We start from the raw sequence: 25718 nt of genomic DNA, 5'->3' as shown, positions 1-25718 counted from the left end.
CATCCAAAAAAGAGTTTTAAATGTCGTTGTGTTCGCAAAACGGGGAGCTCCGGGCGCGTAAAAACGTCCCGGAGCAGGCGGCTTAGATTTTTTCGATTTCCACCAGATTTGTATGTTGAGGATTCCCTTTTGCCAGGGGGGAAGGACGCAGCGTCGTGAGCGTATTGATGCAGGCGCCGTGGTCAATTTTATCGCCAGCCATATCCGCATTATGCCATGCGCCCTGACCCATCGCGCTGACGCCCGGCAGAATACGCGGCGTGACTTTGGCGGGTAGACGCACCTCTCCACGATCGTTAAAGACGCGAACCTTATCGCCATTCGCGATACCGCGTTTTTGCGCATCGAGCGGATTTATCCACACCTCCTGGCGACAGGCGGCCTGCAGAACATCAATATTGCCGTAGCTTGAATGGGTACGGGATTTATAGTGAAAGCCAAACAGCTGTAGCGGGAAGGTGCTCCGCTTCGGATCGTCCCATCCTTCAAAAGTAGGGGTATAAATCGGCAGTGGGCTTATCACGTCGCCTTCCGCCAGCTCCCAGGTACTGGCGATGTGAGCGAGTTTGCTCGAGTAGATTTCGATTTTACCGGACGGCGTTTTTAACGGATTGGCCTGCGGATCTTCACGAAATTTTTTATAGGCGACAAAATGGCCGTTGGGATCTTTACGTTTATAGATGCCCATTTTTTTTAGCTCGTCATACGCGGGCAATGCCGGATCTCTTGCCTGCATTTTGGCGTACAGATATTGCAGCCATTGCGCCTGTGTACGGCCTTCGGTAAACCGCTGATACACATCGTCACCGAGGCGTCTGGCGATTTCGCTGAGTACCCAGTAGATGGGCTTGCGCTCGAACTTAGGCGTCGTCGCCGGTTGGATAAAAATCAGATATCCCATATTGCCGGCGTAATCATTGGGGATGATATCCTCCTGTTCGACGGTCATGAGATCCGGCAGTAAAATATCAGCGTACTTCGCGGAAGAGGTCATAAAGTTGTCGATGACCACAATCATTTCGCATTTCGCTTCATCCTGAAGAATTTCATGGGTTTTATTAATATCCGAATGCTGATTAATCAGGGTGTTGCCAGCGTAGTTCCATAGAAATTTGATCGGGACATCCAGCTTATCTTTGCCGCGTACGCCGTCGCGCAGGGCGGTCATTTCCGGGCCGCGCGCAATGGCGTCCGTCCAGCTAAAGCAGGAGATGGCGGTTTTAACGGGATTCTCCAGGACCGGCAGACGTTCAATGGTAATGGTGTAAGTGGATTCGCGTGCGCCGCTATTACCGCCATGAATGCCGACGTTGCCGGTCAGAATCGGTAACATGGCGATGGCGCGAGCGGTTTGTTCGCCGTTCGCCTGACGCTGCGGGCCCCAACCCTGACAGATGTAGGCCGGCTTGACGCTGCCTATCTCGCGCGCCAGTTTGATAATCCGATCGGCGGGGATGCCGGTAATATGCGATGCCCACTGCGGCGTTTTGGCGATACCGTCCTCGCCCTGGCCCAAAATATAAGCCTTATAATGGCCATTGGGGGGCGCGTCAGCCGGAAGGGTCTTTTCATCGTAGCCGATGCAATAGTTATCGAGAAAAGGCTGGTCAACGAGATTTTCGTTAATCAATACCCAGGCAATTCCCGCCACCAGCGCGGCATCGGTGCCGGGGCGAATCGGTATCCACTCGTCTTCACGTCCGGCAGCGGTATCGGTATAGCGCGGATCTATTACGATCATGCGCGCATTTGAGCGTTCACGCGCTTGCTCCAGAAACCAGGTAATGCCGCCGCCGCTCATGCGTGTTTCAGCCGGATTATTGCCGAACATGACCACCAGTTTACTGTTTTCGATATCAGATGTGCTGTTGCCGTCGTTGGAACCATAGGTGTAGGGCATGGCGCAAGAAATTTGCGCGGTACTGTATGAGCCGTATTGATTCAACGAACCGCCGTAGCAGTTCATCAAACGCTTCACCGGCGAGGCGGCAGGCGACGAGCGGGTTATGTTGCCGCCTACGATGCCGGATGAATAGTGGATATAAACGGCTTCATTGCCGTAGGTCTCTACGGTCTTTTTCAGGCTGGCGCTAATGGTGTCCAGCGCTTCCTGCCAGCTAATGCGTTCAAATTTGCCTTCGCCGCGGCGGCCAACGCGTTTCATGGGATAGTTAAGGCGATCCGGATGGTTAATGCGCCGACGGATTGAACGGCCCCGCAGACAGGCGCGAACCTGATGATTGCCGTAGACATCGTCGCCAGTGTTATCAGTTTCAACCCACCAGACTTCATTATCTTTTACATGCAGACGCAGGGCGCAGCGACTGCCGCAGTTGACCGAACAGGCGCCCCAGACGATTTTATCTTCTTCGTTGCGCATGGCCTGCTGCACCGCCGCGGCCGCGGTACGCATCCCAAACGGTAAAGATACGCCTCCGGCAGCCAGCGCCAGTGAGCCAAGCGCCGCTGATTTCACTAACGTCCTGCGCCTAACGCCTGTTTGTTGCTTTTCTCCGGGCATCACTCACTCCATTGTCGTTATTATTTCGCTATATATTGATAACTATAACGAAATTATTAACATGCTAATGATGTAATGAGTTTACCCCTTTGGGAGTAAGGATTATTAATCCATGTCAAAGAGCGTTACCCTCCGGACCCGGAGGGCAGGAGGAGGTTATTGCGGTTCGGCGGATGAACCGTCCTGAGCGGGAGAGGTATTGGCTGGCGCATTGCCGCTGCTGGTGCGGGTATAAAGAATTTTATGCGTGTCGTTCGCGCAATGGCCCACCACCTGTGAGTCCGGCTGATCGGCCTGGTCGTTAGGAACGATAGTGAGCGTAAAATTATCCGCCGGCACGCCGTTATTGATGATACGTTGTTCAATATCGCTTTTTACTCTCTCGCACGATCCCGGTGCCGCCATCACCAGCGAGGGGGCGCTAACTAACGCCAGAGCGGCTATTGCAGTTGCGATTTTCATCATGAACTCCTGTGATTAATGACGATGTTCTAAGCTTAGCATTTTTCGTGTAAATAACTGTATTTGCTAATATGATGATAAATATCTTTTCATCCTGGTGACACGTGTGAAGAAACCTCTTTTACTGACGTTATTGTGCATGATACTGGCAGGTTGTGATAACCCGAAATCCCTTGAGTCTTTTACGCCGGAAATGGCCAGTTTTTCGAACGAATTTGATTTTGATCCATTACGTGGTCCGGTAAAGGATTTCAGCCAGACATTGATGAGTGAGAATGGCGAAGTGGCGAAGCAGGTCACCGGTACGCTTTCACAAGAAGGCTGTTTTGATACGCTTGAGTTACACGATCTGGAGAATAATACGGAGCTGGCGCTCGTGCTGGATGCCAATTATTACCGGGATGCTCAGACGCTGGAAAAAAAGGTGCAGTTACAGGGGAAGTGCCAGCTGGCGGAGTTGCCTTCGGCGGGCGTGACCTGGGAAACGGACGACAACGGTTTTGTGGTATCGGCGACGGGCAAAGAGATGAAAGTCGAGTATCGCTATGATAGCGAAGGCTATCCGCTAGGTAAGACAACCATAAACTCGCAGAATACGCTCTCTGTGACGGCAAAACCCTCCGCAGACCCGCGTAAAAAGCTGGATTACACGGCAGTCAGCCGGGTGGATGATCGACAGGTCGGCAACGTCACACAGAGCTGCGAATATGATGCGTACGCGAACCCTGTTGACTGCCGGCTTGTTATCGTCGATGAGAGCGTTAAGCCGGCAGTGTCCCACCATTACACCATTAAAAATCGTATCGATTACTACTAAACCGGGCGCGGTGCGACTCTCCGTGACTGCCGCGCCACGTTTACTGCGCGGTGGGTTTCAGGAGCGTAGAACCGGACGTTTTATGTTCATCCAGATACTGCTGCTGGAAGATACACATGCGGATGGTGTTACGGTATTCGCCGTTAATGAAGAACTCATGAATCAGCTCGCCTTCTACTCTAAACCCGAGTTTACGGTAGATGTGAATCGCTTTTTCATTCTCTTTATCGACGATCAAATACAATTTATAGAGATTGAGTACGGTAAATCCGTAATCCATCGCCAGTTTGGCCGCGCGTGACGCCAGGCCTTTTCCCTGGTACTCCGGCGAGATAATAATCTGAAATTCCGCCCGCCGATGCACATGGTTAATTTCCACCAGTTCTACCAGCCCGGCGTTTTCACCGTCGCATTCGACGACAAAGCGCCGTTCGCTTTGGTCGTGGATGTGTTTGTCGTAGAGATCCGACAGTTCGACAAAAGCCTCATACGGCTCTTCAAACCAGTAACGCATAACGCTGGCATTATTATCAAGCTGGTGGACAAATCGTAAATCTTCACGCTCAAGCGGGCGCAGTCTGACCTTGTAGTCACTTGTCATACTGTATCCTTACACTTCCTTTTAGTTATCCTGCATTAGGGCGTAATAACGCGACCTGTACGACGATCCAGACACCGCAGCGTATTGGGCTCCCAATAGGCGTTGATGTTGGCGCTTTGCTCGCATTTATCGCGGTTATCAAAGGCGGCATCGGCTTTGTCCCACTCTTTTTCTGCGCGGGTATTCACTTTCTGGCGCAGACTGCGAGTGTCGTTCCATTGTTCCTTTTCCATCGCCGCTTCCTGACGACTTTGTGCGCTATCTCCCGATTCAATCACCAGTTTACTGGTTTCAGCGAATGCGGAAGTAGTATATACAACGGCCGCCAACGTAAGCATTGCCGTCAGGCACAGGCGTTTGCTCAGCGTATTGTTCATCACAACATCCTTTCATTAGAGGGGAAAAGCGGTAAACCACCTGTAAATTCTACACCAATCCTTATGCCTGGCATATACACAAGAATGGCCGGATAACCGTAACGATATTCTGTTGTATTATCACTTATCATTTCGTAACCAAATGAATCTCATGCTAAAGACGACTCTGCTTTTCTTTGTCACCGCCCTCTGTGAAATCATTGGATGTTTTCTTCCCTGGCTATGGCTTAAGCGCGGCGCCAGCGTGTGGTGGCTTCTGCCCGCCGCTGCGTCACTTGCGTTATTCGTCTGGCTTTTGACCTTGCATCCGGCGGCGAGTGGGCGGGTTTATGCGGCTTACGGTGGGGTATATGTCTGTACTGCGCTCCTGTGGTTACGTGTTGTCGATGGCGTCCGGCTCACGGTTTATGACTGGTGCGGCGCGCTGATCGCGCTGTGTGGAATGCTGATTATCGTCGTCGGATGGGGACGTACGTAACATTGCCGCGCGACCAGAACATTTTGTGATCTGGCAGCGCTTTTTACATCAATATACTTGTATGGTAGTAGCTCAGTTGGGTAAATTTCCTGCATCCAATAATGCGATGTAAGGAATAAAAATGAAGATTGTAGGGGCTGAAGTTTTTGTTACGTGTCCAGGGCGTAACTTCGTCACCTTAAAGATAACCACGGAAGACGGGATCACCGGTCTGGGGGATGCCACCCTGAACGGACGCGAGCTCCCGGTGGCCTCGTACCTTACCGATCACCTGTGCCCACAGCTCATCGGGCGGGATGCTCGCCGCATCGAAGATATTTGGCAGTTCTTCTACAAAGGCGCGTACTGGCGCCGTGGCCCTGTCACCATGTCCGCCATTTCCGCGGTTGATATGGCGCTATGGGATATTAAAGCCAAAGCCGCCAATATGCCGTTGTATCAGTTACTCGGCGGCGCTTCGCGTGAAGGCGTCATGGTGTATTGCCATACCACAGGCCACACCATCGACGATGTGCTGGAAGACTACGCGCGTCATAAAGAGCAAGGGTTCAAAGCAATCCGCGTGCAGTGCGGCGTTCCGGGGATGAAAACCACCTACGGCATGGCGAAAGGCAAGGGACTGGCCTATGAGCCTGCGACAAAAGGTCAGTGGCCGGAAGAACAATTGTGGTCAACGGAAAAGTATCTCGATTTTACGCCAAAGCTGTTTGACGCCGTGCGTAATACGTTCGGGTTTAATGAACATCTTCTGCACGATATGCATCACCGACTGACGCCTATTGAGGCTGCCCGCTTTGGCAAAAGTATTGAAGACTATCGTTTGTTCTGGATGGAAGACCCGACGCCGGCTGAAAATCAGGAGTGCTTCCGCCTGATCCGCCAGCATACGGTTACGCCGATTGCCGTAGGCGAAGTCTTTAACAGTATCTGGGATTGCAAACAGCTCATTGAAGAGCAATTGATTGACTACATCCGCACCACGATTACCCATGCCGGTGGTATTACCGGGATGCGCCGCATTGCCGATTTTGCCTCGCTCTACCAGGTGCGTACCGGTTCGCATGGGCCGTCCGATCTGTCGCCGGTTTGTATGGCCGCTGCATTACATTTCGACCTGTGGGTGCCTAACTTTGGCGTGCAGGAGTTTATGGGCTACTCCGAACAGATGCTGGAGGTTTTCCCGCATAACTGGACGTTCGAGGGTGGCTATATGCATCCGGGCGACAAGCCAGGACTGGGCATTGAGTTCGATGAAAAACTGGCGGCGAAATATCCGTACGATCCAGCCTATTTGCCGGTGGCCCGCCTGGAAGACGGCACACTGTGGAACTGGTAAGGAGCGAAAAATGAAAAGCATCGTAATCGAAAAACCGAATACATTAACTATCGAAACGCGCGCGCTTCCACAGCCTGCGCCGGGCGAAGTTCGCATTAAAGTGAAACTGGCGGGTATCTGCGGTTCCGACAGTCATATTTATCGGGGACATAATCCCTTTGCAAAATATCCCCGTGTCATAGGCCATGAATTTTTCGGTGTCATCGACGCGGTAGGCGACAACGTCAATCACGACCGGATAGGAGAACGGGTATCCGTCGATCCGGTGATCAGTTGCGGGCATTGTTACCCTTGTTCAGTCGGTAAACCCAATGTGTGTACCTCGCTGGTGGTGCTGGGCGTGCATCGTGACGGCGGTTTCAGCGAGTATGCGGTGGCGCCGGCCCGTAATGCTCATCGCATACCGGACAACATCGCAGATCATCATGCCGTCATGGTTGAGCCGTTTACCATTGCGGCAAATGTGACGGGACAAGTGAATCCGACCGAGCAGGACGTGGCGCTTATCTATGGCGCAGGCCCGATGGGACTGACGACCGTACAGGCGCTGAAGGGGGTTTATCAGGTTAAAACGGTCATAGTCGTTGATCGCATTGAAGAGCGTTTAGCGATGGCGAAGCAGAGCGGCGCTGACTGGACCCTCAATAATGGTCAACATTCACTGGCGGAATTTCTACAGCAGAAGGCACTAAAACCGACCTTGATTGTCGATGCCGCCTGTCATCCCGCTATCCTGCAAGAGGCGATTACCCTTGCATCGCCTGCGGCACGCATTGTCCTGATGGGATTTTCCAGCGACCCGTGTGAGATTGTACAGCAGGGTATTACCGGAAAAGAGCTGGCTATTTATTCATCGCGTCTTAATGCCAATAAATTCCCGGTCGTGATTGACTGGCTGAGTAAAGGGCTTATTGATCCGGATAAGCTGATAACGCATACATTTGATTATCAACATGTCACTGACGCGATTGAATTATTTGAAAAAGACCAGCGTCAATGCTGCAAAGTTTTACTCACTTTTGCGAAATAATATAAATAATTGCGAGTAAGTGGTACGCATCTTACCTCTTAGAGATTGCCTATATGACACAAATAAAGCATGAACGATCGACTCAGGATTTAGTGCGCGCTGCCGTATCTGGCTGGTTAGGCACCGCGCTTGAATTTATGGATTTTCAGTTATATTCACTAGGCGCGGCTCTGGTCTTCCATGAAATATTTTTCCCGGAACAGTCTGCCGCGATGGCGCTTATCCTGGCAATGGGCACCTATGGTGCAGGTTATATAGCCAGAATCATCGGCGCCTTTGTTTTTGGTAAAATGGGCGACCGCATCGGACGAAAAAAAGTGTTGTTTATTACCATCACCATGATGGGGATCTGCACCACGCTGATTGGCGTACTGCCGACGTATGCGCAAATCGGCATTTTTGCGCCAGTATTACTGGTGACATTGCGAATTATACAGGGGCTGGGCGCCGGGGCGGAAATTTCCGGCGCGGGTACTATGCTGGCCGAGTATGCGCCGAAAGGAAAGCGTGGCATCATTTCCTCGCTGGTCGCGATGGGCACCAATTGCGGTACGTTGAGCGCGACGGCGATCTGGGCGGTGATGTTCTTTGCGCTTGAACGCGAACAACTGATCGCCTGGGGATGGCGTATTCCTTTCCTGGCGAGCGTCGTTGTTATGATATTCGCGATCTGGCTGCGAATGAATCTGAAAGAAAGTCCGGTATTCGAAAAAGTAAGCGAAGGTGAAAAATCGCCAGCGTTAACGCCTGCGTCAGAAAATACATTGGGCGCGATGTTTACCAGCAAATCTTTCTGGCTGGCCACAGGTTTACGTTTTGGACAAGCGGGGAATTCCGGACTTATTCAAACTTTCCTTGCCGGATATTTAGTTCAGACGTTATTATTTAACAAATCTATCCCAACCGATGCGTTAATGATAAGTTCCGTAATTGGTTTTATCACTATCCCACTATTAGGGTGGTTGTCCGATAAATACGGCCGTCGGCTGCCGTATATAATATTGAATATCTCCGCGATTATTCTCGCCTGGCCGATGCTGTCTATTGTGGTAGATAAAACGTATAGCCCTGGCGTTATTATGGCAGCGCTCATTGTTATTCATAACTTTGCCGTGCTGGGATTATTTGCGCTGGAAAACATCACCATGGCGGAAATTTTCGGATCGCGTAATCGCTTCACCCGGATGGCGATTTCAAAAGAGGCAGGGGGGCTGGTGGCGGTCGGTTTTGGCCCCGTCCTCGCAGGGATCTTTTGTAACATGACCGATTCCTGGCTGCCCATCTTAATTATGCTGGTGCTCTACTCGTGTATTGGTCTGATTTCTGCGCTGTTGATGCCGGAGGTCAGAGATCGCGATCTGAGTTTGCCTGAGGATGCGGCGGAAGCGACAGCGGCAGAGAAGTTACGCCACTCCGCAACTCAGACGAGTTAAATCGTGTTGGCGGTATGGCCGGAACGCTAATGCGGTTTCGGCCATGCTGCCCGGTCACTTTTGTTTAATTAGCGTAAATCCAAATGCACCAGGGCAGGCGTTACTCTGCGACTGTTCCGCTTTCAGAATATAGAGGTTATAAAATGCAAAACAGGCTTTTATCGGCAAAGGCGACGCTTCCTGATTACGATCGCGCGGCGCTGGCGGCGCGGATGGTCCATCTCGGTTTTGGCGCGTTTCATCGCGCGCATCAGGGGGTTTATACAGATATTCTGGCTGCGGAGCAGCATAGCGACTGGGGCTATTATGAGGTTAATCTTATTGGCGGCGAACAACAGATTGCCGATCTAAAGCAGCAGGATAACCTCTATACCGTGGCGGAGATGTCGGCGGAAGCCTGGACGGCGCGTGTGGTGGGCGTCGTTAAAGCGGCGTTGCATGTTCAGGTTGATGGTCTGGAACGTGTGCTGGCGGCGATGTGCGAACCGCAAATAGCGATTGTGTCTCTGACCATTACCGAGAAAGGGTATTGTCATTCGCCAGCTACGGGCCAACTTCTGCTGGAACATCCCATGATTGCCGCCGACCTACAAAATCCGCATCAACCGCTAACGGCACCGGGTATTATTGTCGAAGCGTTAGCGCGTCGTAAAGCCGCAGGCTTACCGGCATTTACCGTGATGTCCTGCGACAACATGCCGGAAAATGGGCATGTGACGCGTCAGGTTGTGACGGCTTACGCCCGGGAGGTGGATGCGGAACTGGCGATATGGATCGAGCAAAACGTGACATTTCCGTCAACCATGGTTGATCGGATTGTCCCTGCGGTCACGCCGGAGACGCTGGATAAAATCGAACAACTGACCGGCGTGCGCGATCCGGCGGGCGTTGCCTGTGAACCGTTTCGCCAGTGGGTGATAGAAGATACGTTTGTGGTGGGTCGTCCGCAGTGGGAAAACGCGGGCGCGACGTTGGTCGCCGACGTGGTTCCGTTTGAAGAGATGAAACTGCGAATGCTTAACGGCAGTCATTCATTCCTGGCTTATCTGGGGTATCTTGCCGGCTATCAGCATATTAATGACTGCATGGCTGACGACAACTATCGTCTGACCGCACAGGCGTTAATGTTACGCGAGCAGGCGCCCACGCTGAAAGTCCAGGGGGTAGATTTACAGCGTTATGCCGATCAGTTGATTGCGCGTTACCGTAATCCGGCGCTGCGTCATCGTACCTGGCAGATTGCGATGGATGGCAGCCAGAAACTTCCGCAGCGTATGCTGGACTCCGTTCGCTGGCATCTTGCTAATCATAGCGATTTTGATTTGCTGGCGCTGGGCGTGGCGGGGTGGATGCGTTACGTTGGTGGCGTGGATGAACAGGGCAAGGCGATCGACATTAGCGATCCGCTATTGCCGGTTATTCAGCGCGCCGTGGCAAACAGTGAAGAAGGCGCCAGTCGTGTTAAGGCGCTGCTGGGAATGGCAGAAATTTTCGGCAACGATTTGCCGCAGGCGGCGCGGTTTACGCAAAAAGTGCAAGAAGCCTATGACAGTTTACTGACATATGGCGCGAAAGCGAGCGTGGCGAAATATGCCGAGCGGTTGAAGTAGCGCAACAGAGACCCGGTAGCATTATGCTACCGGGAAGGCCGGAGCGGTTCTTAGCGGCCAGTGGTATCAGTTCATGCCAAGACGAATCAGTTCGACCGGCGCGAATTTACCTTCACAACCTTCGACAATCACCGTTTTGCCGCGGCGAATTTGACCTGCATCCAGACCTTCGCTCTCAATGGCTTTGATAATCCCGGTATGACCCGTGCCGCTTATCATGACCCGGCTACCGGTAGTGATTGCGTTACGGTTACGATCGTATGTCATCATCGTGTTTTCTCCTTTCAAACTTACTGCCAAAGCCCGCAGGTTTCCCCGCATGACGGGCGACATATAAATACGCTTATCGTTGCGGATTTTTTTTGTTTTTGATCAAGCTCACGGCTTTTTAGGCGGGAATGTGCAGGGTGAGAAAGCGGAGAAGGCGTCTCACCCCGACGTTAAAGGGGGTTACTCTTCGCTAAACCAGCCGCTGTTTTCCTGACGGATAAGCTGGACGGATTCGCTAATTTCCTGCAAATGCTGGGTCATTGCGCTCTCAACCGCATTGCCATCACGATTTTCCAGCGCGGAGAAAATATCATGGTGCTGGCGCAGCAACATCTCCGGTGGAGAAACATGATCCAGACTCATATAGCGAACCCGGTCAATTGTCGCTTTGATATTTTCAATGGTATCCCACGCTAACTGGCAATCGGCGATCTGCGCCAGTTTTTGGTGGAAATCGTCATCAAGCTGGAAAAAATCATCAATCTGTTTGCGCTCGATGGCAATATGTTGCAGGTGCAGGTTTTGCGCCAGTTGATAGCACTGGTTGTCGGTGATCATCGCCGCCGCACGGCGGACCACCGCGCATTCGATCGCCTGCCGTACAAAACAGCCATTCTGTACCTGAGAAAGCGAAATCTTATTCACATAACTACCGCGCTGAGGGCGGATCTGAATCAACCCATTTTCCGCCAGCTTTATAAAAGCCTCGCGCACCGGTTGACGCGAAACGTTAAAACGGGTTGAGACCTCTTTTTCTGATAGCGGTGTGCCAGGCGGGATAAGACAATGCACGATATCACGCCGAAGAATACGGTAAATTTGCTGGTTGACAGGCTGTGTAGGGTTAAGCTGCGTTTCGACGGTCATTCATTCTTACTTTTTAGGCGGTTGACCCGGATACTCTACCACTTTTCCGTGGCGGTCTATACCGATCATGTTCTTGGTTGCAGATACGTTTGCCAGGGGTTACCCGGCCCGCAGACCGGGTATAACCTCTTAGCTACGGTGGACGCTGAGCCCTGCGAAAGATTGGGTAACAGGCATCATTTCAACGGTATTAATATTCACATGCGCGGGGAGTGTGGCCACCCACCATACCGCTTCGGTAATGTCTTCTGGCGTGAGCGCGGTGGTATTTTCGTAGGTTTTACCCGCTTTCTCATCGTCGCCTTTGAAACGGACGCTGGAAAACTCGGTACCGCCAACCAGACCCGGTTCAATGTCGGTCACGCGAACCGCCGTGCCGTGTAAATCCGTGCGCAAATTCAGGCTAAACTGGCGCACAAAGGCTTTCGTCGCGCCATAGACGTTGCCACCAGCATAAGGCCAACTGCCGGCGGTTGAACCGATGTTAATGATATGACCGCGATTACGTTCGACCATTCCTGGCAGCACGGCGCGGGTCATATAAATTAAGCCTTTATTATTAGTATCGATCATAGTTTCCCAGTCTTCTACGCTGGCTTTATGCGCCGGTTCAAGACCCAGCGCCAGACCGGCGTTATTGACCAGCACATCAATATCGCGCCACTGCGCAGGCAGAGAGGCCATCATCTCTTCGATGGCCGCGCGGTTGCGCACGTCCAGTTGGGCGGTCAATACGTTCTCGCCAAGCTCATCTTTTAACGCTTGCAGGCGTTCATGACGACGTCCCGTGGCAATGACTTTATGTCCATTCTCAACAAAACGGCGTGCAATGCACTCGCCAAACCCTGCGGTTGCTCCAGTTACTAAAACGATCATCACACAGTTCCTCAACGCTTTTTGTGTTGTATTACCATAGCACGCGGCGTTTATGAAAGGGTAATCCTGGTTAACACGGTTGCGGTCAGCATAGGGGGAAGCTTACTCTTATGATCAACCTATTTTCAGGAGTGAAAAATGTCGACGAATCCTTTGTTAGACCAGAGTATGTTGCCCTATCAGGCACCGCGTTTTGATCGGATCAAAGATTGCCATTATCGTCCTGCTTTTGATGAGGGCGTGCGGCAAAAACGCGTGGAAATCGAGGCCATCGTCAATCATCCGGCGGCCCCTGACTTTACGAATACGCTTCTGGCGCTGGAGCAAAGCGGGGCGCTTCTGTCACGCGTCACCAGCGTTTTTTTCGCGATGACGGCCGCACACACTAACGATGAACTCCAGCGGTTGGATGAGGCCTTTTCTGCCGAGCTGGCGGCGCTCTCCAACGATATTTATCTGAATAGCGCGTTATTCGCTCGCGTGGATGCCGTCTGGCAACAGCGTCACTCACTGGGGCTGGATGATGAGTCGCTACGGTTGGTCGATGTTATCCATCAGCGTTTTGTGTTGGCAGGCGCGCAGCTTGCCGAAGAGGATAAAGCGCGACTGAAAGTATTGAATACCGAATCAGCGACCTTAATGAGTCAGTTTAATCAGCGTCTGCTGGCGGCAAGTAAAGCGGGCGGGCTGGCGGTAGATGACGCGCATTGCCTGGCAGGATTAAGCCCGGAAGAAATGACCGTCGCTGCTGAAGCGGCGCGTGAAAAAGGCCTGGAGGAGCGTTGGTTCATTCCGCTCCTTAATACGACGCAACAGCCTGCGCTTGCTACGCTGCGCGATCGCCAGACCCGCGAAAATTTATTCGCAGCGTCATGGACTCGGGCGGAAAAAGGAGATGCCCACGATACCCGCGCTATCGTTCAGCGTCTGGTAGAGATTCGTCGCTGTCAGGCAAAACTGCTGGGTTTCCCCAATTATGCCGCATGGAAAATGGCCGATCAGATGGCGAAAACGCCGCAAGCCGCACTGAGCTTTATGCGTGGCATTGTGCCGCCAGCGCGTCAGCGTGTACTCAATGAACAGGCGGAAATTCAGAACGTCATTGATGGTGAGCAGGGCGGCTACACCGTTCAGGCCTGGGACTGGATGTTCTATGCCGAACAGGTACGGCGGGAAAAATATGCGTTAGATGAAGCGCAACTGAAGCCCTATTTTGCCTTAAATACGGTGTTGCAAGAGGGGGTTTTCTGGACCGCCAACCAGCTATTCGGCATCACCTTCGTCGAGCGTTTTGACATTCCGGTGTATCACCCTGATGTTCGGGTGTGGGAGATTTTCGACTCCGATGGTGTCGGCATGGCGTTATTTTATGGCGACTTCTTCGCGCGGGACTCGAAAAGCGGCGGCGCGTGGATGGGGAATTTTGTCGAGCAATCCACACTCAATGAAACCCGGCCCGTTATATACAATGTATGTAACTATCAGAAACCGGTTGATGGGCAGCCTGCATTACTGCTTTGGGACGACGTTATTACGCTCTTCCATGAGTTTGGTCATACGTTACATGGTTTGTTTGCCGTTCAGCGCTATGCCACGCTTTCAGGTACCAATACGCCCCGCGACTTTGTCGAGTTTCCCTCCCAGATTAATGAGCATTGGGCGAGCCATCCACGCGTGTTCGAACGCTACGCGCGTCATGTCGACAGCGGTGAAAAAATGCCCGCTGATTTACAGGAAAAAATGCGCAAGGCGAGTTTATTTAATAAAGGTTACGATATGACTGAATTGCTCGGCGCCGCATTGCTGGATATGCGCTGGCATATGCTGGAGGAGAGCGTAGCAGAGCAGTCTGTCGCTGAGTTCGAGCAGCAGGCGCTGGCCGCCGAGCATCTTGATTTACCGGCAGTGCCGCCCCGCTATCGCAGCAGTTATTTTGCCCATATCTTCGGCGGCGGCTACGCAGCGGGATACTACGCCTACCTGTGGACGCAAATGTTAGCGGATGACGGTTATCAATGGTTTGTAGAGCAGGGCGGCCTGACGCGTGAAAACGGGCAGCGTTTTCGTGATGTTATCCTTTCCCGGGGGAATAGTACTGATTTAGAAACGCTTTATTCAGCCTGGCGTGGACATGAACCGCATATTGACCCCATGTTGCAATATCGTGGGCTCGATCGCTAAGCTGATACGGTTGTTCGGCATTGTCGAACAACCGCCTGAAAATGAATCCTGCACTTCTGATGACAGCCAGTTAAATTTATGGGGTTAAGTTGTCTGAATATAACGAGGGCGTGCATTCGGATTTTTCTACTTATTTTCCCGTGGTGGCTTGATTGCCAATGATTTATTACCGCTTCGCTGTTGACGTTTTCGAAAATATATTTTTCGCTATGTGGCGGTATTATGTAAATAATGCAGAAATGAATTTGACACTGCGCACAGGGCGACTAGATTTAGAACTGTATCACATGATATGAGAAGACATATCATATTTAAAACGCAACATCATCATGAGGATTATATTATGGCAGAACATCGCGGCGGTTCCGGTAATTTTGCAGAAGATAAAGAGAAAGCCTCAGAAGCAGGTCGTAAAGGCGGCCAGCATAGTGGTGGGAACTTTAAAAACGACCCACAACGTGCATCTGAAGCGGGTAAAAAAGGTGGCCAGAATAGCCACAGTGGCGGACGGAAATCCGGCAATTAATTTTACTCCTGATATTTCGTAAATATATTCTGAAATATTGTACATACGATGCGAGCCATAGGCTCGCATTTTTTTATTCTGACCGGGAGTTATTCTGGCCGGCCAGATAAAATTATTGTTTATGCTTTCTTCGTTAACAGAAAAAGCAATTCAGCGAGGGCGAAGCGTACGCATTTTTCTAATACTTCCTGACAATCTCCGTTGAAATGTTGTCGGCTTGTAAAAGTTGTATTGTTAATATTCCAGGCAAACCAAACGGTGCCCGCCGGCGTGCCATCTTCGCCGCCTTCCGGACCGCCATAGCCGCTGATCGCTATGCTAATATTGACCTCAGCCTGATCCTTAGCGCCCTGTGCCATTTCAGTAACGACCGCTTCGCTGACGGCGGTATGTTCGGCAAGGCTGTGGCGTTGTACGCGTAAGATTTTTGCTTTGGCTTCATCAGTAAAGGTGACATACCCCACACCGTAAAATGAGGGCGTATCTTCTGCTGCGCACAATGCTGAAGCCAGTTTCCCGCCAGTGCAGGATTCTGCAGTGGTCAGACGGAGTTTCTGGTTAACCAGTAAATCACCAAGTTTTTTTGTCAGGCTATCGACGGATTCGGCTTCATCAAGGGTGACAATATCGTGCTGTTCTAATCTCATCGTTTATTTTTCCGTTACAGAGACAAATGAAATCTGTTCGTTCTTCTCAAGTATGGCATATTTATTTTATGACATTGTCAGTGAATGATTATTTTATCCAGTTACCAACAAACCCGCTGTTGCATAACTTGCTTACTTTTCTGCGGCGATGACTGTCATTGATTATGCGTAAGGCCATTATCCTCAAAAAATAAAGCCGATTATTCTGAATTGCTATCAAAACGTTGATGCATATGACTTCAGCTATGTGGCAAGTTCTCTATTACGCCGTTACGCTTTCGCGCTCACCGGCGCTGATATCGGTTGCATATTAATCCGGATGGGTTGATTTTATTGCTTAATATTCTGCGGGTAAATTCATGTTTGTAAAAACTAAAAATAGCGGCCAGACTTAATACGTCAAATAGACGTTATTAAGGAGAGAGCATGAAACTACAGGTGGCTGCATTTTTAAGTTTTCTGATAATGCCTTACGCGCTAGCGGATGATCAAGGGGGATTAAAAAAAGACGTGGCACCGCCGCCGCCTCATGCTATTGAGGATGGTTATCGCGGTACGGATGATGCAGAAAAAATGACCATCGAACAGGCAAAAACCCTGCATGATGGCGCGACCGTTTCGCTGCGCGGCAACCTTATTGATCATAAAGGCGACGATCGCTATGTATTTCGTGATAAATCCGGCGAGATTAACGTGATAATTCCTTCCGCCGTATTTGATGGGCGGGAAGTTCAGCCGGATCAAATGATCAACATTAACGGTAGTCTGGACAAGAAAGCGAAGGAACCGCTTGTTCGCGTGAACCGACTGCAAAAATAACGCGCGCTAACCGGCAATCTCCAGGTCAGCCATACGGGGCATGCGGCTGGCCTGATACCATGGGTCTTGTAAAAGCGCCTGGGGGACAAAAGGTCCCATAATGTCTTATTCAGGTCTGGTTGCGTATCGTTTAAGCTTCATTGATATTGACGGTGCTACAGTCGTTAGCGATCCGTTATCCTCGCAAGAATTTGCCCGGTAGCGTATAAGCAAAACACAAATCTATCCATGCAAGCATTTACCGCTGGTGAACCGGCGGTTTTTTTTTGCCTGCCATCCAGACAAAAGCGGCCCCTTGCGCAACGATGCAGCAAGGGGCCGGCTCTGCGAGGGATTATCTCCGTTCATTAATCATCCCATTTGTGACTGAACCAGGCGGCCAGAAATCCGGAAAATAAAATAATTCCTAATACAACGATAAAAAGGTTAATACTGCCTAACATCTCGTTTCTCCTTATTTTAGTGTGCATCCTCTTTTTTAAAAAACCTCGTACAGACTATAGTACTAATTTATACTTAAGCAAAGTCTGAATTGCGTATTTATTTTACTGGAAGGGTAAAGCATTAGAATATTTTCGTCAGCGCCCAGGAATATTCCTGAATTACCGCAGTGACAGCAGATAATTAGCCTGCAATATATAGGGTTAACCCGGTGCGCCAGAAACTGCGCACATCACTGGCTGCAGATAATTAACAGGTAATAGCCTGTTGCGTAGGGGTAATCCGCATTCCTTTTAACATCAGTGCCCAGGCGAACACAATGGCGATTATCAGGACAACGAAAAGCGACCAGGCGGGAAGCGTCGTCAGGATGACGCCGCTGGCCAGCGGGTTTACCGCCGCACCCAGCCAGCCCAGCGATTGCGCTGAAAAATAGCTGGCTTTCATCCCGGCAGGCGCAATGTTGTCAATTAACATATATTCGCCGGGGGCATAAATAATTTCGCCAATCGTGAATACTGCCGCTGAAAGCCCCCAAAAAAACAGATTGTCGCCTGAAAAAATAAATCCGATGAGCCCGGCGATAAAAAAGACGGTGCCGGTCGTCATCATTGGTCGAATATTGACGGCGGTAAGTCGACGGCCCACGGCGTATTGCAAACTGACCACAATAACCGCATTAACCGGCAGGACGACGGCTACCACTTTTTCCGCGAAGCCGCTATCGGCAACGACCATAACGTACTGTGAAATACAGGACGCAAAGGCGCCCCCCACAAAGGAGGCCAGAAATGCCGAAAGCGTAAACCACAATAATGCTTTGTCGCGCAGCAGAACGGAGGGAGACCAGATAGCGGCATTTTTCCCCTCGCTGGCGGCAACCGAACGTGTCACCCATACCTGAATAAAGACCAGCGGAAATGCGGAACAGATAGCGGCAAGCCAGAAGGGTAAATTGATGCTTTGCATCACCAGCAGCGTGCCGAGCGGCGGGCCAACCGTCCAGCCGATATTGAGTACGGTATAATTGAGCGAAAAAATCCGTGTTTTTGTTGTCGCGGTGAGGTTATCGGCAAACCAGGCCTTCAGTACGGTAGAAAAAACCGAATAGGCGCAGTTAATAAGCGCAAAAAGCAGGACAACCAGTACGACATTATGCACCATTGGGATGGCGATAAATCCGCAGGCGAAGGCGATAATTGCGAGTAACATGTAGCGCTTTTTATCAAACTTGTCCGCCAGAATTCCAAAGCCAAGACTAAAGACGACGCCGATTGTTAACGCGCTGGTCAGCGCGTAGCCAATCAGATCCACGCCTAAACCGTACTGACGGTTAAGATAGATGGTCATAAAGGGGAGCGTGGCGCCGCGTCCAATTGTCAATAACAGCGATGAGGCGAGTAGAGCCAACGTCGAACGTCTCAATCCTGGATTCATTTTTCCTGCCTGAAATGGAGGTTACGTATCGGGACGTTTTAATCTACCGTGCCCGCAAAAGCATGATGTCTATACGCTATAGCGTAGTCTTAACATACCATAACGCAGGATTTTGCCCATCGTGTGTTGTTCAATGCCATGCTCACGGTAAAAAGAAAAGTCCTGTTATGGCGCACTGATTTCCGATAACTTACCTTTTTACAAAATTTTAATAATGACAGGGGCCGATGATGTCGCGTAAAGACGGTTTTTTGGCGTTACTGGTGGTTGTCGTATGGGGGCTCAATTTTGTTGTCATCAAAGTAGGCCTGCACCATATGCCGCCATTATTGCTGGCAGGATTACGGTTTTTACTGGTGGCGTTTCCGGCAATTTTCTTTGTCGCCCGGCCTAAAGTCCCGCTTACGCTGTTGCTGGGCTATGGCCTGACGATAAGCTTTGGGCAGTTCGCCTTTCTCTTTTGCGCGATAAAGTTTGGTATGCCCGCAGGACTGGCGTCGTTGGTATTACAGGCGCAGGCCTTTTTTACCATGGCTTTGGGGGCGTTTGTTTTTAGCGAGCGGTTACAACGTAAGCAGTTGGCGGGGATCGCCCTGGCGATTATAGGTGTACTGGTATTGATTGAAGCCAGTCTCAACGGACAGCATATAGCGATGTCGGGATTTATGCTGACTCTGGCGGCGGCATTTAGCTGGGCCTGCGGCAATATCTTTAATAAAAAAATTATGCAACATAGCCCGCGCCCGGCGGTGATGTCGCTGGTGGTCTGGAGCGCGCTGATCCCGATCCTGCCGTTCCTGCTGTCATCGCTGCTACTGGAGGGGGCGGATCACATTACGCAAAGCCTTATTACCATTGATATGACGACGATATTGTCGCTGCTGTATCTGGCTTTTGTCGCCACTATACTTGGCTACGGCATCTGGGGCGCGTTACTGGGACGTTATGAGACCTGGCGCGTAGCGCCGTTATCATTGCTGGTGCCGGTAGTCGGGCTGGCGAGCGCCGCGGTGTTACTCGGGGAAACGTTGACCGGGATGCAACTTGCGGGCGCAGTACTGATTATGGCTGGACTCTATATCAATGTGTTTGGATTTCGTGTGCGCCGTACTGCGCGTGTCAGGGGATGAGGCATTATGTTACTAAGAAGACAAACGCTAGTTTCAGACCATGCCGCGGGGTAATAGCGGCGGACTTGTCATAGCCAGACGGTACTAAAAAAATGCCCCGCAAAACGGGGCAAAGAGGTTAAAGGTGTTGGTCGTTATAATAGGGCACGCCTAATTCATCTGACTTATCGCTGTTCACGCTCACGGGGTGAAGGTCATTTGGCGGATCGCCTACACAGGGCAGAAGCATCACATCGCGGCTATTTTGCGCCACAGGTAACAAAGTTTGTTCTGCAATGCCATATCCGGAGGCGATAAGTAACAGACCCGGCAGGGCGGGAAACAGCATTTTCATGGTGCTCTTCGCGTGGCGCATAAACAAACTAGTAGTTGCCATGGTTCAGCGGCAGCATATACCGTGATTCGCCATGCATATTGGTGATCCGGTATTTGTGTGGCGGCACATCAAAATAGTTTTTGAACGTCCGGGTCAATGTTTGCTGTGACTCAAAGCCATAGCGTTCCGCCAGATAGAGAATGGGCTCGTTGCTCTCTTTTAATTTTTGCGCGATTTCCGTCATCTTACGGCTGCGGATGTATTGACCTAATGAATGACCGGTCTCTTTTTTAAACATCCGTTGCAGGTGCCATTTGGAATATCCTGAACGCTCAGACACTTTTTCCAGTGAGAGCGGCGACTCCAGGTTATCCTCGATCCAGTCCAAAATGCTATGAATAGTAATAGCGTCAGTGTTGCGTCTGGACATCGTCATACCTCTTTTTTGTCTACGGCAGAATTTTCTTGAGCAAATACTCAAGCGTTGCCACTTCGTCCGCCGTTAAGTTTTTTGTTAATTCCTGATGCAGGTCTTGCCCTGGTCGTTGATGACATTGCTCACAAATTGCCGCGCCGTCCGGCGTTAGCTTCACCAGTACGCCGCGTTTGTCATTAGGATTCGGCAGTCTTTCGATCCAGCCTTTGCACAGCAGGCGGTCGAGCATCCGCGTCAATGCGCCGAGATCGACAGACAGCACTTTTTTAAGTTCAACCGGGGTAATACATCCCGCGCAGCGTATCGAGCAAAGCACTTTAAACTGTGTTGCGGTGATATCCAGCGGGGATAAATAGTTATTTAACAGGCGATCTTTTTTCTGATTTACCATGTAGATCAAGCGACCCAGCGGAATGATTTCATTGAACAGATCACTGGTGCTTTTCAAAATGGTTGCCCCGGCAAGTAATTAATTTCGTCAGATACTATTGCCCAGGCAAGTATAAGTCAACTAAATGAATTGGCCGATGCCACGATTTGCTAAAAGGCGTCCGGGGTATTGTGCTGTGATAACTTGTAACTAATTGATAATTACAGGTTATAGGTTGTAGAGGATATTAACTTGCACACTGGCGAAATGGCGCGCCTGGGCAATTTCACTTTATACTTCCGGTTCATGAAACGCTGATGGGTAAGAGATAGTATTATGATGGATTTGTTTAAAGCGATTGGATTGGGGCTGGTCGTACTGCTCCCGTTAGCCAATCCGCTAACCACCGTGGCGCTGTTTCTTGGCCTTGCGGGCAATATGAATAGTGCGGAACGCAACCGGCAGTCCTATATGGCTTCGGTTTATGTCTTCGCTATTATGATGGTGGCGTACTACGCCGGGCAGTTAGTCATGAACACCTTCGGTATTTCGATTCCAGGGCTACGGATCGCCGGGGGGTTAATCGTGGCGTTTATCGGCTTCAGAATGCTTTTCCCGCAGCAGAAGGCGCATGAGTCGCCGGAAGCGAAAAGCAAATCGGAGGAGCTGGCAGACGAACCGACGGCGAATATTGCGTTTGTTCCACTGGCTATGCCAAGCACCGCAGGACCGGGGACCATCGCAATGATCATCAGTTCCGCTTCCACGGTGCGTCATGGCGGCGAGTTTCCCGACTGGGTCATTATGGTCGCGCCGCCGATTATTTTTCTTGCCGTGGCGGTGATCCTGTGGGGATGCTTACGCAGTTCTGGCGCTATTATGCGGCTGGTGGGTAAAGGGGGGATTGAAGCGATCTCCCGCTTAATGGGATTCCTGCTGGTGTGTATGGGCGTGCAATTTATTATCAACGGCGTGTTGGAAATTATTAAAACGTACCACTAAGGCGCATTGTCGTCTGCCGGAAACCTGTTCCCGGCAGACGAATGTCTTAATGCGGTTGTTCTTCCAGCGTCACTGGCCATTTGCGGAATATGAGCACAGCCCATACCAGCGCGGCACAGGCGGGTATGGCGCCAATATAGCCGATGGCCGACATTGACCAGTGCAAACTCACCTGATTGCCTACCAGCGCGCCAGCGCCAATACCAATATTAAAGATGCCTGAAAATAGCGCCATTGCGACATCGGTCGCGTCCGGGGCCAGCGCCAGTACTTTTACCTGCATACCGAGCCCTATCACCATAATCGCGATGCCCCAGAAAATGCTCAGTATGGCCAGATGCGCTTCGCTATCCGCCGCAGGCAGCAGCAGAAGCAGACAGACAACCAGCAGGGCAATAGCGATACTGACGAGCGACGAGGCATGACGATTACCCAGTTTACCAAACACAAGGCTGCCGATGATCCCGGCACCGCCGAGGATCAGTAACAGGACGGTAGCAAAATTCGCACTGAGCCCGGCGACATTCTGAACGAACGGTTCAATATAGCTATAAGCTGTGTAATGCGCAGTCACCACAACGACGGTTAGTACATAGAGGCTCATTAGCGCCGGGCGCCGGAATAGCAAAGGTAAACTTTTTAGTGAGCCGGAATGCTCGCTCGGCAATTTCGGTAGAAGCTTAATCAGACATAGCAGCGTAATTAATGCGCCCATGCCGATGGCAAAAAAGGTGGTGCGCCAGCCAAAATACTGACCAACAACGCGGCCTATCGGCAGCCCAAGCACCATGGCCAACGCGGTGCCGGTCGCTATCAGACTTAATGCTTGCGCGCGTTTCCCGGCAGGGGCCAGGCGGATCGCCAGAGAGGCGGTTATCGACCAGAAAATAGCGTGGGCGAAAGCGATGCCAATACGGCTAATGACCAGCACGGTAAAGTTCCATGCCAGGAAGGAGAGCACGTGGCTGGCAATAAACAAAACAAACAGACAAATGAGTAGCTTACGGCGCTCCATTTGACTGGTAAGAAGCATAAAAGGCAGCGACATGACGGCAACTACCCAGGCGTAAATGGTTAGCATGATGCCGACCTGCGCGGTTTGCATATGAAAGCTTTCAGCAATGTCTGACAGCAAACCAACTGGCACAAATTCTGTGGTATTGAAAATAAAAGCGGCAATAGCAAGCGTAACTACCCGTAGCCACGCGACCTTGCGGGAAACTGGATTGATTGTCATAAAAATATTTCGGGTTAGTTGCGAGAAGGTGAGGCCGCGATCTTAAAACGTTTACTGGCGAAAAGACAATCATTTTGTGACCTGCTTCTCATTTACTTCGCAGGCCGTTTCGTCTTCAGTCGACGCTCGCCAGTTGGGCGTTAAGTAACTCGATAAAGGCCTCAAGCTGACGCGTCATCGCCCCGCGCCGCCACATTAGCCATGTGTTAAGCCAGCGCCACTTCTCCGCCAACGGCCAGGCTTCCACCTGATGATGTCCTGGCATACTGTTGAGCATACTTGCTGGCATCAGCGCAATACCTGCGCCGGCAATTACGCACGCCAACATTCCATGATATGACTCCATTTCGTGAATCGTACCGGGGGTCGCGCCATCGGCATGAAACCAGCTTTCGAAATGCCGTCGGTAAGAACAGTTGGCGCGAAAAGCATAGATGTTATAACCATTCACCTCGCTGGCCCGCGAAACGACGGAATGGCCGTGTGGCGCGACGATCATCATCTCTTCCTGGTAAGCCGGTATACCTTCCAGCCCCGGATGCATTAGCGGGCCATCAATAAAGGCGGCGTTCAGCTTTCCTTCGAGCACGCCATCCAGCATGGCGCCGGAAGGACCGGTCGTTAACGCGAACTGAATTTTAGGGTAACGCTGGTTATAACCCGCCAGCAGCGCGGGGATACGTACGGCGGCAGTACTTTCTAACGCGCCGAGTGAAAACAGTCCTTGCGGTTCCTCTCCGGCAACCACCATACGGGCTTCATCAACCAGCGCCAGGATCTGCTGGCTGTAACGTAAAAAGTTATGCCCGGCTGGTGACAGCCTGAGTCGCTGGTTTTCGCGAATAAACAGAGAGACGCCCAGGTCGGCTTCAAGCTGACGGATACGCGTGGTCAGGTTGGACGGAACGCGGTGTACTTTTGCCGCCGCCTGCGTAATGCTGCCCGTCAGAGCGACAGCGTTAAACATTTCCAGTTGCGTCAGGTCCATGGTTTTCTCAATTCGTGAATAGTCTGGTTAATATTATTCATTTTTCAGAAAGGGTAAAGGGCGTCATGATGGTACAACTCCCCTGATAACGAGAGAAAGAACATGACCATGATGACTGCAACACAGGCGTTATCCGTGAATCCTGCGACCGGCCAGACGCTGGCGGCAATGCCCTGGGCTAACGCGCAAGAGATTGAACATGCGCTGAGTCTGGCGGCGAGCGGTTTCAAAAAGTGGAAAATGACATCGGTAGCGCAACGGGCGCAAACATTACGCGATATTGGTCAGGCGCTTCGCGCTCATGCAGAAGAGATGGCGCAATGTATTACGCGTGAAATGGGTAAGCCTATAAAGCAGGCGCGTGCGGAAGTGACGAAATCCGCTGTGTTATGCGACTGGTATGCGGAACATGGCCCGGCAATGCTGAATCCTGAGCCTACGCTGGTAGAAAATCAGCAGGCGGTGATTGAATACCGTCCGCTGGGCGTCATCCTGGCGATAATGCCGTGGAATTTTCCTTTATGGCAGGTGTTACGCGGGGCAGTGCCGATACTGCTGGCGGGGAATAGCTACTTGTTAAAACATGCGCCCAATGTCACGGGTTGCGCGCAGATGATAGCCCGAATCTTGGCGGAAGCCGGTACTCCCGCTGGCGTCTATGGATGGGTGAACGCTAATAATGAGGGCGTGAGTCAGATGATTAACGATCCGCGAATCGCGGCGGTGACGGTGACCGGTAGCGTGCGCGCCGGCGCGGCGATTGGCGCTCAGGCTGGGGCGGCGCTGAAAAAGTGCGTACTGGAACTGGGTGGCTCGGATCCGTTTATTGTACTCAATGATGCCGATCTCGAACTGGCGGTAAAAGCCGCGGTTGCCGGACGCTATCAAAACACCGGACAAGTTTGCGCCGCCGCCAAACGTTTTATTGTCGAAGAGGGCATTGCGCAGGCGTTTACCGACCGTTTTGTGGCGGCTGCCGCAGCATTAAAGATGGGTGATCCTCTGGTTGAAGAGAATGACCTGGGGCCGATGGCGCGCTTTGATCTGCGTGATGAACTCCATCAACAGGTGCAGGCTTCCGTCGCCGAAGGCGCACGGCTACTGTTGGGCGGCGAGAAAATCGCCGGGGAGGGCAACTATTATGCCGCGACCGTTCTGGCGGATGTCACACCTGACATGACGGCATTTCGTCAGGAGCTTTTTGGGCCTGTTGCCGCCATTACCGTCGCAAAAGATGCGGCGCACGCCCTCGCGCTGGCGAATGACAGTGAGTTTGGCCTGTCGGCGACGATCTTTACCGCCGACGATACGCTGGCCGCGGAGATGGCGGCGCGTCTTGAGTGCGGTGGGGTATTCATTAATGGGTACAGCGCCAGCGATGCGCGTGTGGCATTCGGCGGGGTGAAGAAAAGCGGCTTCGGTCGCGAGCTTTCGCACTTTGGTTTACACGAATTTTGTAATGTGCAGACCGTCTGGAAGAACCGCGTCTAATCGCCCTGACGTCGCGTGG

The 25718-nt window shown here is 51.4% G+C and carries 27 protein-coding genes; 12 read left to right on the top strand and 15 right to left on the bottom strand.

Annotated features, from left to right (window positions below):
• Positions 1-82: 82 nt before the first annotated feature.
• A complete protein-coding gene (gene ynfE / locus J4617_RS03840) occupies positions 83-2521 on the bottom strand; it encodes a selenate/tellurate reductase subunit YnfE (protein WP_017465700.1) in 2439 nt (812 codons plus the stop codon).
• 156 nt (positions 2522-2677) lie between these two features.
• Positions 2678-2986 carry a DUF1161 domain-containing protein gene (locus tag J4617_RS03835; RefSeq protein ID WP_000975516.1) on the bottom strand — a complete coding sequence of 103 codons (309 nt, stop codon included), beginning with the start codon at positions 2984-2986 and terminating at the stop codon, positions 2678-2680.
• Between the two features lie 103 nt (positions 2987-3089).
• Here J4617_RS03835 and J4617_RS03830 point away from each other — a divergent pair, with 103 nt between their 5' ends.
• Positions 3090-3800 (top strand): YnfC family lipoprotein, encoded by a 711-nt coding sequence (locus tag J4617_RS03830; protein ID WP_017465701.1) that lies wholly within the window; start codon positions 3090-3092, stop codon positions 3798-3800.
• 40 nt (positions 3801-3840) lie between these two features.
• On the opposite strand, the gene speG is transcribed toward J4617_RS03830, so the two are convergent.
• Both speG and J4617_RS03820 read right to left on the bottom strand, forming a co-directional pair.
• Positions 3841-4401: a spermidine N1-acetyltransferase gene (gene speG / locus J4617_RS03825; RefSeq protein ID WP_000199997.1), complete on the bottom strand. Its 561-nt coding sequence runs from the start codon at positions 4399-4401 to the stop codon at positions 3841-3843.
• Positions 4402-4436: 35 nt separating this feature from the next.
• Positions 4437-4778: a DUF1283 family protein gene (locus J4617_RS03820; RefSeq protein ID WP_001066440.1), complete on the bottom strand. Its 342-nt coding sequence runs from the start codon at positions 4776-4778 to the stop codon at positions 4437-4439.
• A gap of 151 nt (positions 4779-4929) precedes the next feature.
• On the opposite strand from J4617_RS03820, the gene J4617_RS03815 reads away from it, so the two are divergent.
• From J4617_RS03815 to J4617_RS03795, 5 genes are all read left to right on the top strand, one after another.
• Positions 4930-5256 carry a YnfA family protein gene (locus J4617_RS03815; RefSeq protein ID WP_000921389.1) on the top strand — a complete coding sequence of 109 codons (327 nt, stop codon included), beginning with the start codon at positions 4930-4932 and terminating at the stop codon, positions 5254-5256.
• A 121-nt stretch (positions 5257-5377) separates the two neighbouring features.
• Complete coding sequence (gene rspA, locus J4617_RS03810) at positions 5378-6592, top strand: starvation-sensing protein RspA (RefSeq protein WP_017465702.1); 1215 nt, start codon at positions 5378-5380, stop codon at positions 6590-6592.
• A 10-nt stretch (positions 6593-6602) separates the two neighbouring features.
• Positions 6603-7622 (top strand): Zn-dependent oxidoreductase, encoded by a 1020-nt coding sequence (locus tag J4617_RS03805; protein WP_000836488.1) that lies wholly within the window; start codon positions 6603-6605, stop codon positions 7620-7622.
• A 53-nt stretch (positions 7623-7675) separates the two neighbouring features.
• Complete coding sequence (locus J4617_RS03800; RefSeq protein WP_000192118.1) at positions 7676-9055, top strand: MFS transporter; 1380 nt, start codon at positions 7676-7678, stop codon at positions 9053-9055.
• Between the two features lie 143 nt (positions 9056-9198).
• Positions 9199-10665, top strand: coding sequence for a mannitol dehydrogenase family protein (locus tag J4617_RS03795; RefSeq protein WP_017465703.1), 1467 nt, complete (start codon positions 9199-9201; stop codon positions 10663-10665).
• 66 nt (positions 10666-10731) lie between these two features.
• Here the strand turns inward: J4617_RS03795 and ydfZ are convergent, their stop codons facing one another.
• The 3 genes from ydfZ to ydfG all read right to left on the bottom strand — a co-directional run bounded on the left by ydfZ (position 10732) and on the right by ydfG (position 12678).
• Positions 10732-10935, bottom strand: coding sequence for a putative selenium delivery protein YdfZ (gene ydfZ, locus J4617_RS03790; RefSeq protein ID WP_000989267.1), 204 nt, complete (start codon positions 10933-10935; stop codon positions 10732-10734).
• Between the two features lie 180 nt (positions 10936-11115).
• Positions 11116-11802 carry a GntR family transcriptional regulator gene (locus tag J4617_RS03785; protein WP_000215563.1) on the bottom strand — a complete coding sequence of 229 codons (687 nt, stop codon included), beginning with the start codon at positions 11800-11802 and terminating at the stop codon, positions 11116-11118.
• 129 nt (positions 11803-11931) lie between these two features.
• Entirely contained in the window at positions 11932-12678 is a 747-nt protein-coding gene (ydfG, locus tag J4617_RS03780; RefSeq protein ID WP_000636564.1) for a bifunctional NADP-dependent 3-hydroxy acid dehydrogenase/3-hydroxypropionate dehydrogenase YdfG, read from the bottom strand.
• A 138-nt stretch (positions 12679-12816) separates the two neighbouring features.
• On the opposite strand from ydfG, the gene dcp reads away from it, so the two are divergent.
• Together dcp and J4617_RS03770 are read left to right on the top strand one after the other, a co-directional pair.
• Positions 12817-14859 carry a peptidyl-dipeptidase Dcp gene (gene dcp, locus J4617_RS03775; protein WP_000106263.1) on the top strand — a complete coding sequence of 681 codons (2043 nt, stop codon included), beginning with the start codon at positions 12817-12819 and terminating at the stop codon, positions 14857-14859.
• Positions 14860-15202: 343 nt separating this feature from the next.
• Positions 15203-15385 (top strand): general stress protein, encoded by a 183-nt coding sequence (locus J4617_RS03770; protein WP_000807642.1) that lies wholly within the window; start codon positions 15203-15205, stop codon positions 15383-15385.
• Positions 15386-15504: 119 nt separating this feature from the next.
• On the opposite strand, the gene J4617_RS03765 is transcribed toward J4617_RS03770, so the two are convergent.
• Complete coding sequence (locus J4617_RS03765; RefSeq protein WP_001235357.1) at positions 15505-16032, bottom strand: 2-oxo-tetronate isomerase; 528 nt, start codon at positions 16030-16032, stop codon at positions 15505-15507.
• 426 nt (positions 16033-16458) lie between these two features.
• On the opposite strand from J4617_RS03765, the gene J4617_RS03760 reads away from it, so the two are divergent.
• Positions 16459-16851 carry a YdeI family stress tolerance OB fold protein gene (locus J4617_RS03760; protein WP_000776348.1) on the top strand — a complete coding sequence of 131 codons (393 nt, stop codon included), beginning with the start codon at positions 16459-16461 and terminating at the stop codon, positions 16849-16851.
• A 347-nt stretch (positions 16852-17198) separates the two neighbouring features.
• Here J4617_RS03760 and mgtS read toward each other — a convergent pair whose 3' ends face one another.
• Both mgtS and ydeE read right to left on the bottom strand, forming a co-directional pair.
• The gene (gene mgtS, locus J4617_RS03755; RefSeq protein WP_000901531.1) at positions 17199-17294 is read right to left on the bottom strand and encodes a protein MgtS; all 96 of its coding nucleotides are present in this window, start codon (positions 17292-17294) and stop codon (positions 17199-17201) included.
• Positions 17295-17541: 247 nt separating this feature from the next.
• Complete coding sequence (ydeE, locus tag J4617_RS03750) at positions 17542-18729, bottom strand: efflux MFS transporter YdeE (protein ID WP_001068056.1); 1188 nt, start codon at positions 18727-18729, stop codon at positions 17542-17544.
• Between the two features lie 227 nt (positions 18730-18956).
• On the opposite strand from ydeE, the gene eamA reads away from it, so the two are divergent.
• Positions 18957-19859 carry an O-acetylserine/cysteine exporter gene (gene eamA / locus J4617_RS03745; RefSeq protein ID WP_000987750.1) on the top strand — a complete coding sequence of 301 codons (903 nt, stop codon included), beginning with the start codon at positions 18957-18959 and terminating at the stop codon, positions 19857-19859.
• A gap of 118 nt (positions 19860-19977) precedes the next feature.
• Here the strand turns inward: eamA and marB are convergent, their stop codons facing one another.
• From marB to marR, 3 genes are read right to left on the bottom strand one after another with little or no spacing between them, the layout of a single operon-like run.
• Complete coding sequence (marB, locus tag J4617_RS03740; protein ID WP_000783049.1) at positions 19978-20193, bottom strand: multiple antibiotic resistance protein MarB; 216 nt, start codon at positions 20191-20193, stop codon at positions 19978-19980.
• A gap of 28 nt (positions 20194-20221) precedes the next feature.
• Positions 20222-20605 carry an MDR efflux pump AcrAB transcriptional activator MarA gene (gene marA, locus J4617_RS03735; protein WP_000091194.1) on the bottom strand — a complete coding sequence of 128 codons (384 nt, stop codon included), beginning with the start codon at positions 20603-20605 and terminating at the stop codon, positions 20222-20224.
• 19 nt (positions 20606-20624) lie between these two features.
• Positions 20625-21059, bottom strand: a complete 435-nt coding sequence (gene marR, locus J4617_RS03730; protein WP_000843434.1) for a multiple antibiotic resistance transcriptional regulator MarR — start codon at positions 21057-21059, stop codon at positions 20625-20627.
• Positions 21060-21317: 258 nt separating this feature from the next.
• Between marR and J4617_RS03725 the strand changes: the two genes are divergently transcribed.
• Positions 21318-21983 (top strand): MarC family NAAT transporter, encoded by a 666-nt coding sequence (locus J4617_RS03725; RefSeq protein ID WP_000968968.1) that lies wholly within the window; start codon positions 21318-21320, stop codon positions 21981-21983.
• Positions 21984-22029: 46 nt separating this feature from the next.
• Here J4617_RS03725 and J4617_RS03720 read toward each other — a convergent pair whose 3' ends face one another.
• Together J4617_RS03720 and J4617_RS03715 are read right to left on the bottom strand one after the other, a co-directional pair.
• The gene (locus J4617_RS03720; protein ID WP_000154617.1) at positions 22030-23220 is read right to left on the bottom strand and encodes a sugar transporter; all 1191 of its coding nucleotides are present in this window, start codon (positions 23218-23220) and stop codon (positions 22030-22032) included.
• Positions 23221-23335: 115 nt separating this feature from the next.
• Positions 23336-24208 carry a LysR family transcriptional regulator gene (locus tag J4617_RS03715; RefSeq protein WP_000366539.1) on the bottom strand — a complete coding sequence of 291 codons (873 nt, stop codon included), beginning with the start codon at positions 24206-24208 and terminating at the stop codon, positions 23336-23338.
• Positions 24209-24310: 102 nt separating this feature from the next.
• On the opposite strand from J4617_RS03715, the gene sad reads away from it, so the two are divergent.
• The gene (sad, locus tag J4617_RS03710) at positions 24311-25699 is read left to right on the top strand and encodes a succinate-semialdehyde dehydrogenase (protein WP_017465704.1); all 1389 of its coding nucleotides are present in this window, start codon (positions 24311-24313) and stop codon (positions 25697-25699) included.
• The last annotated feature ends 19 nt before the right edge of the window (positions 25700-25718 follow it).

Source organism: Salmonella sp. 32010601201800023SM, from assembly GCF_017572235.1.
Classification (GTDB): Bacteria; Pseudomonadota; Gammaproteobacteria; order Enterobacterales; family Enterobacteriaceae; genus Salmonella; species Salmonella enterica.
Note: the sequence above shows the minus strand (reverse complement) of the source record. Positions and strands in the feature narration are given on the sequence as shown.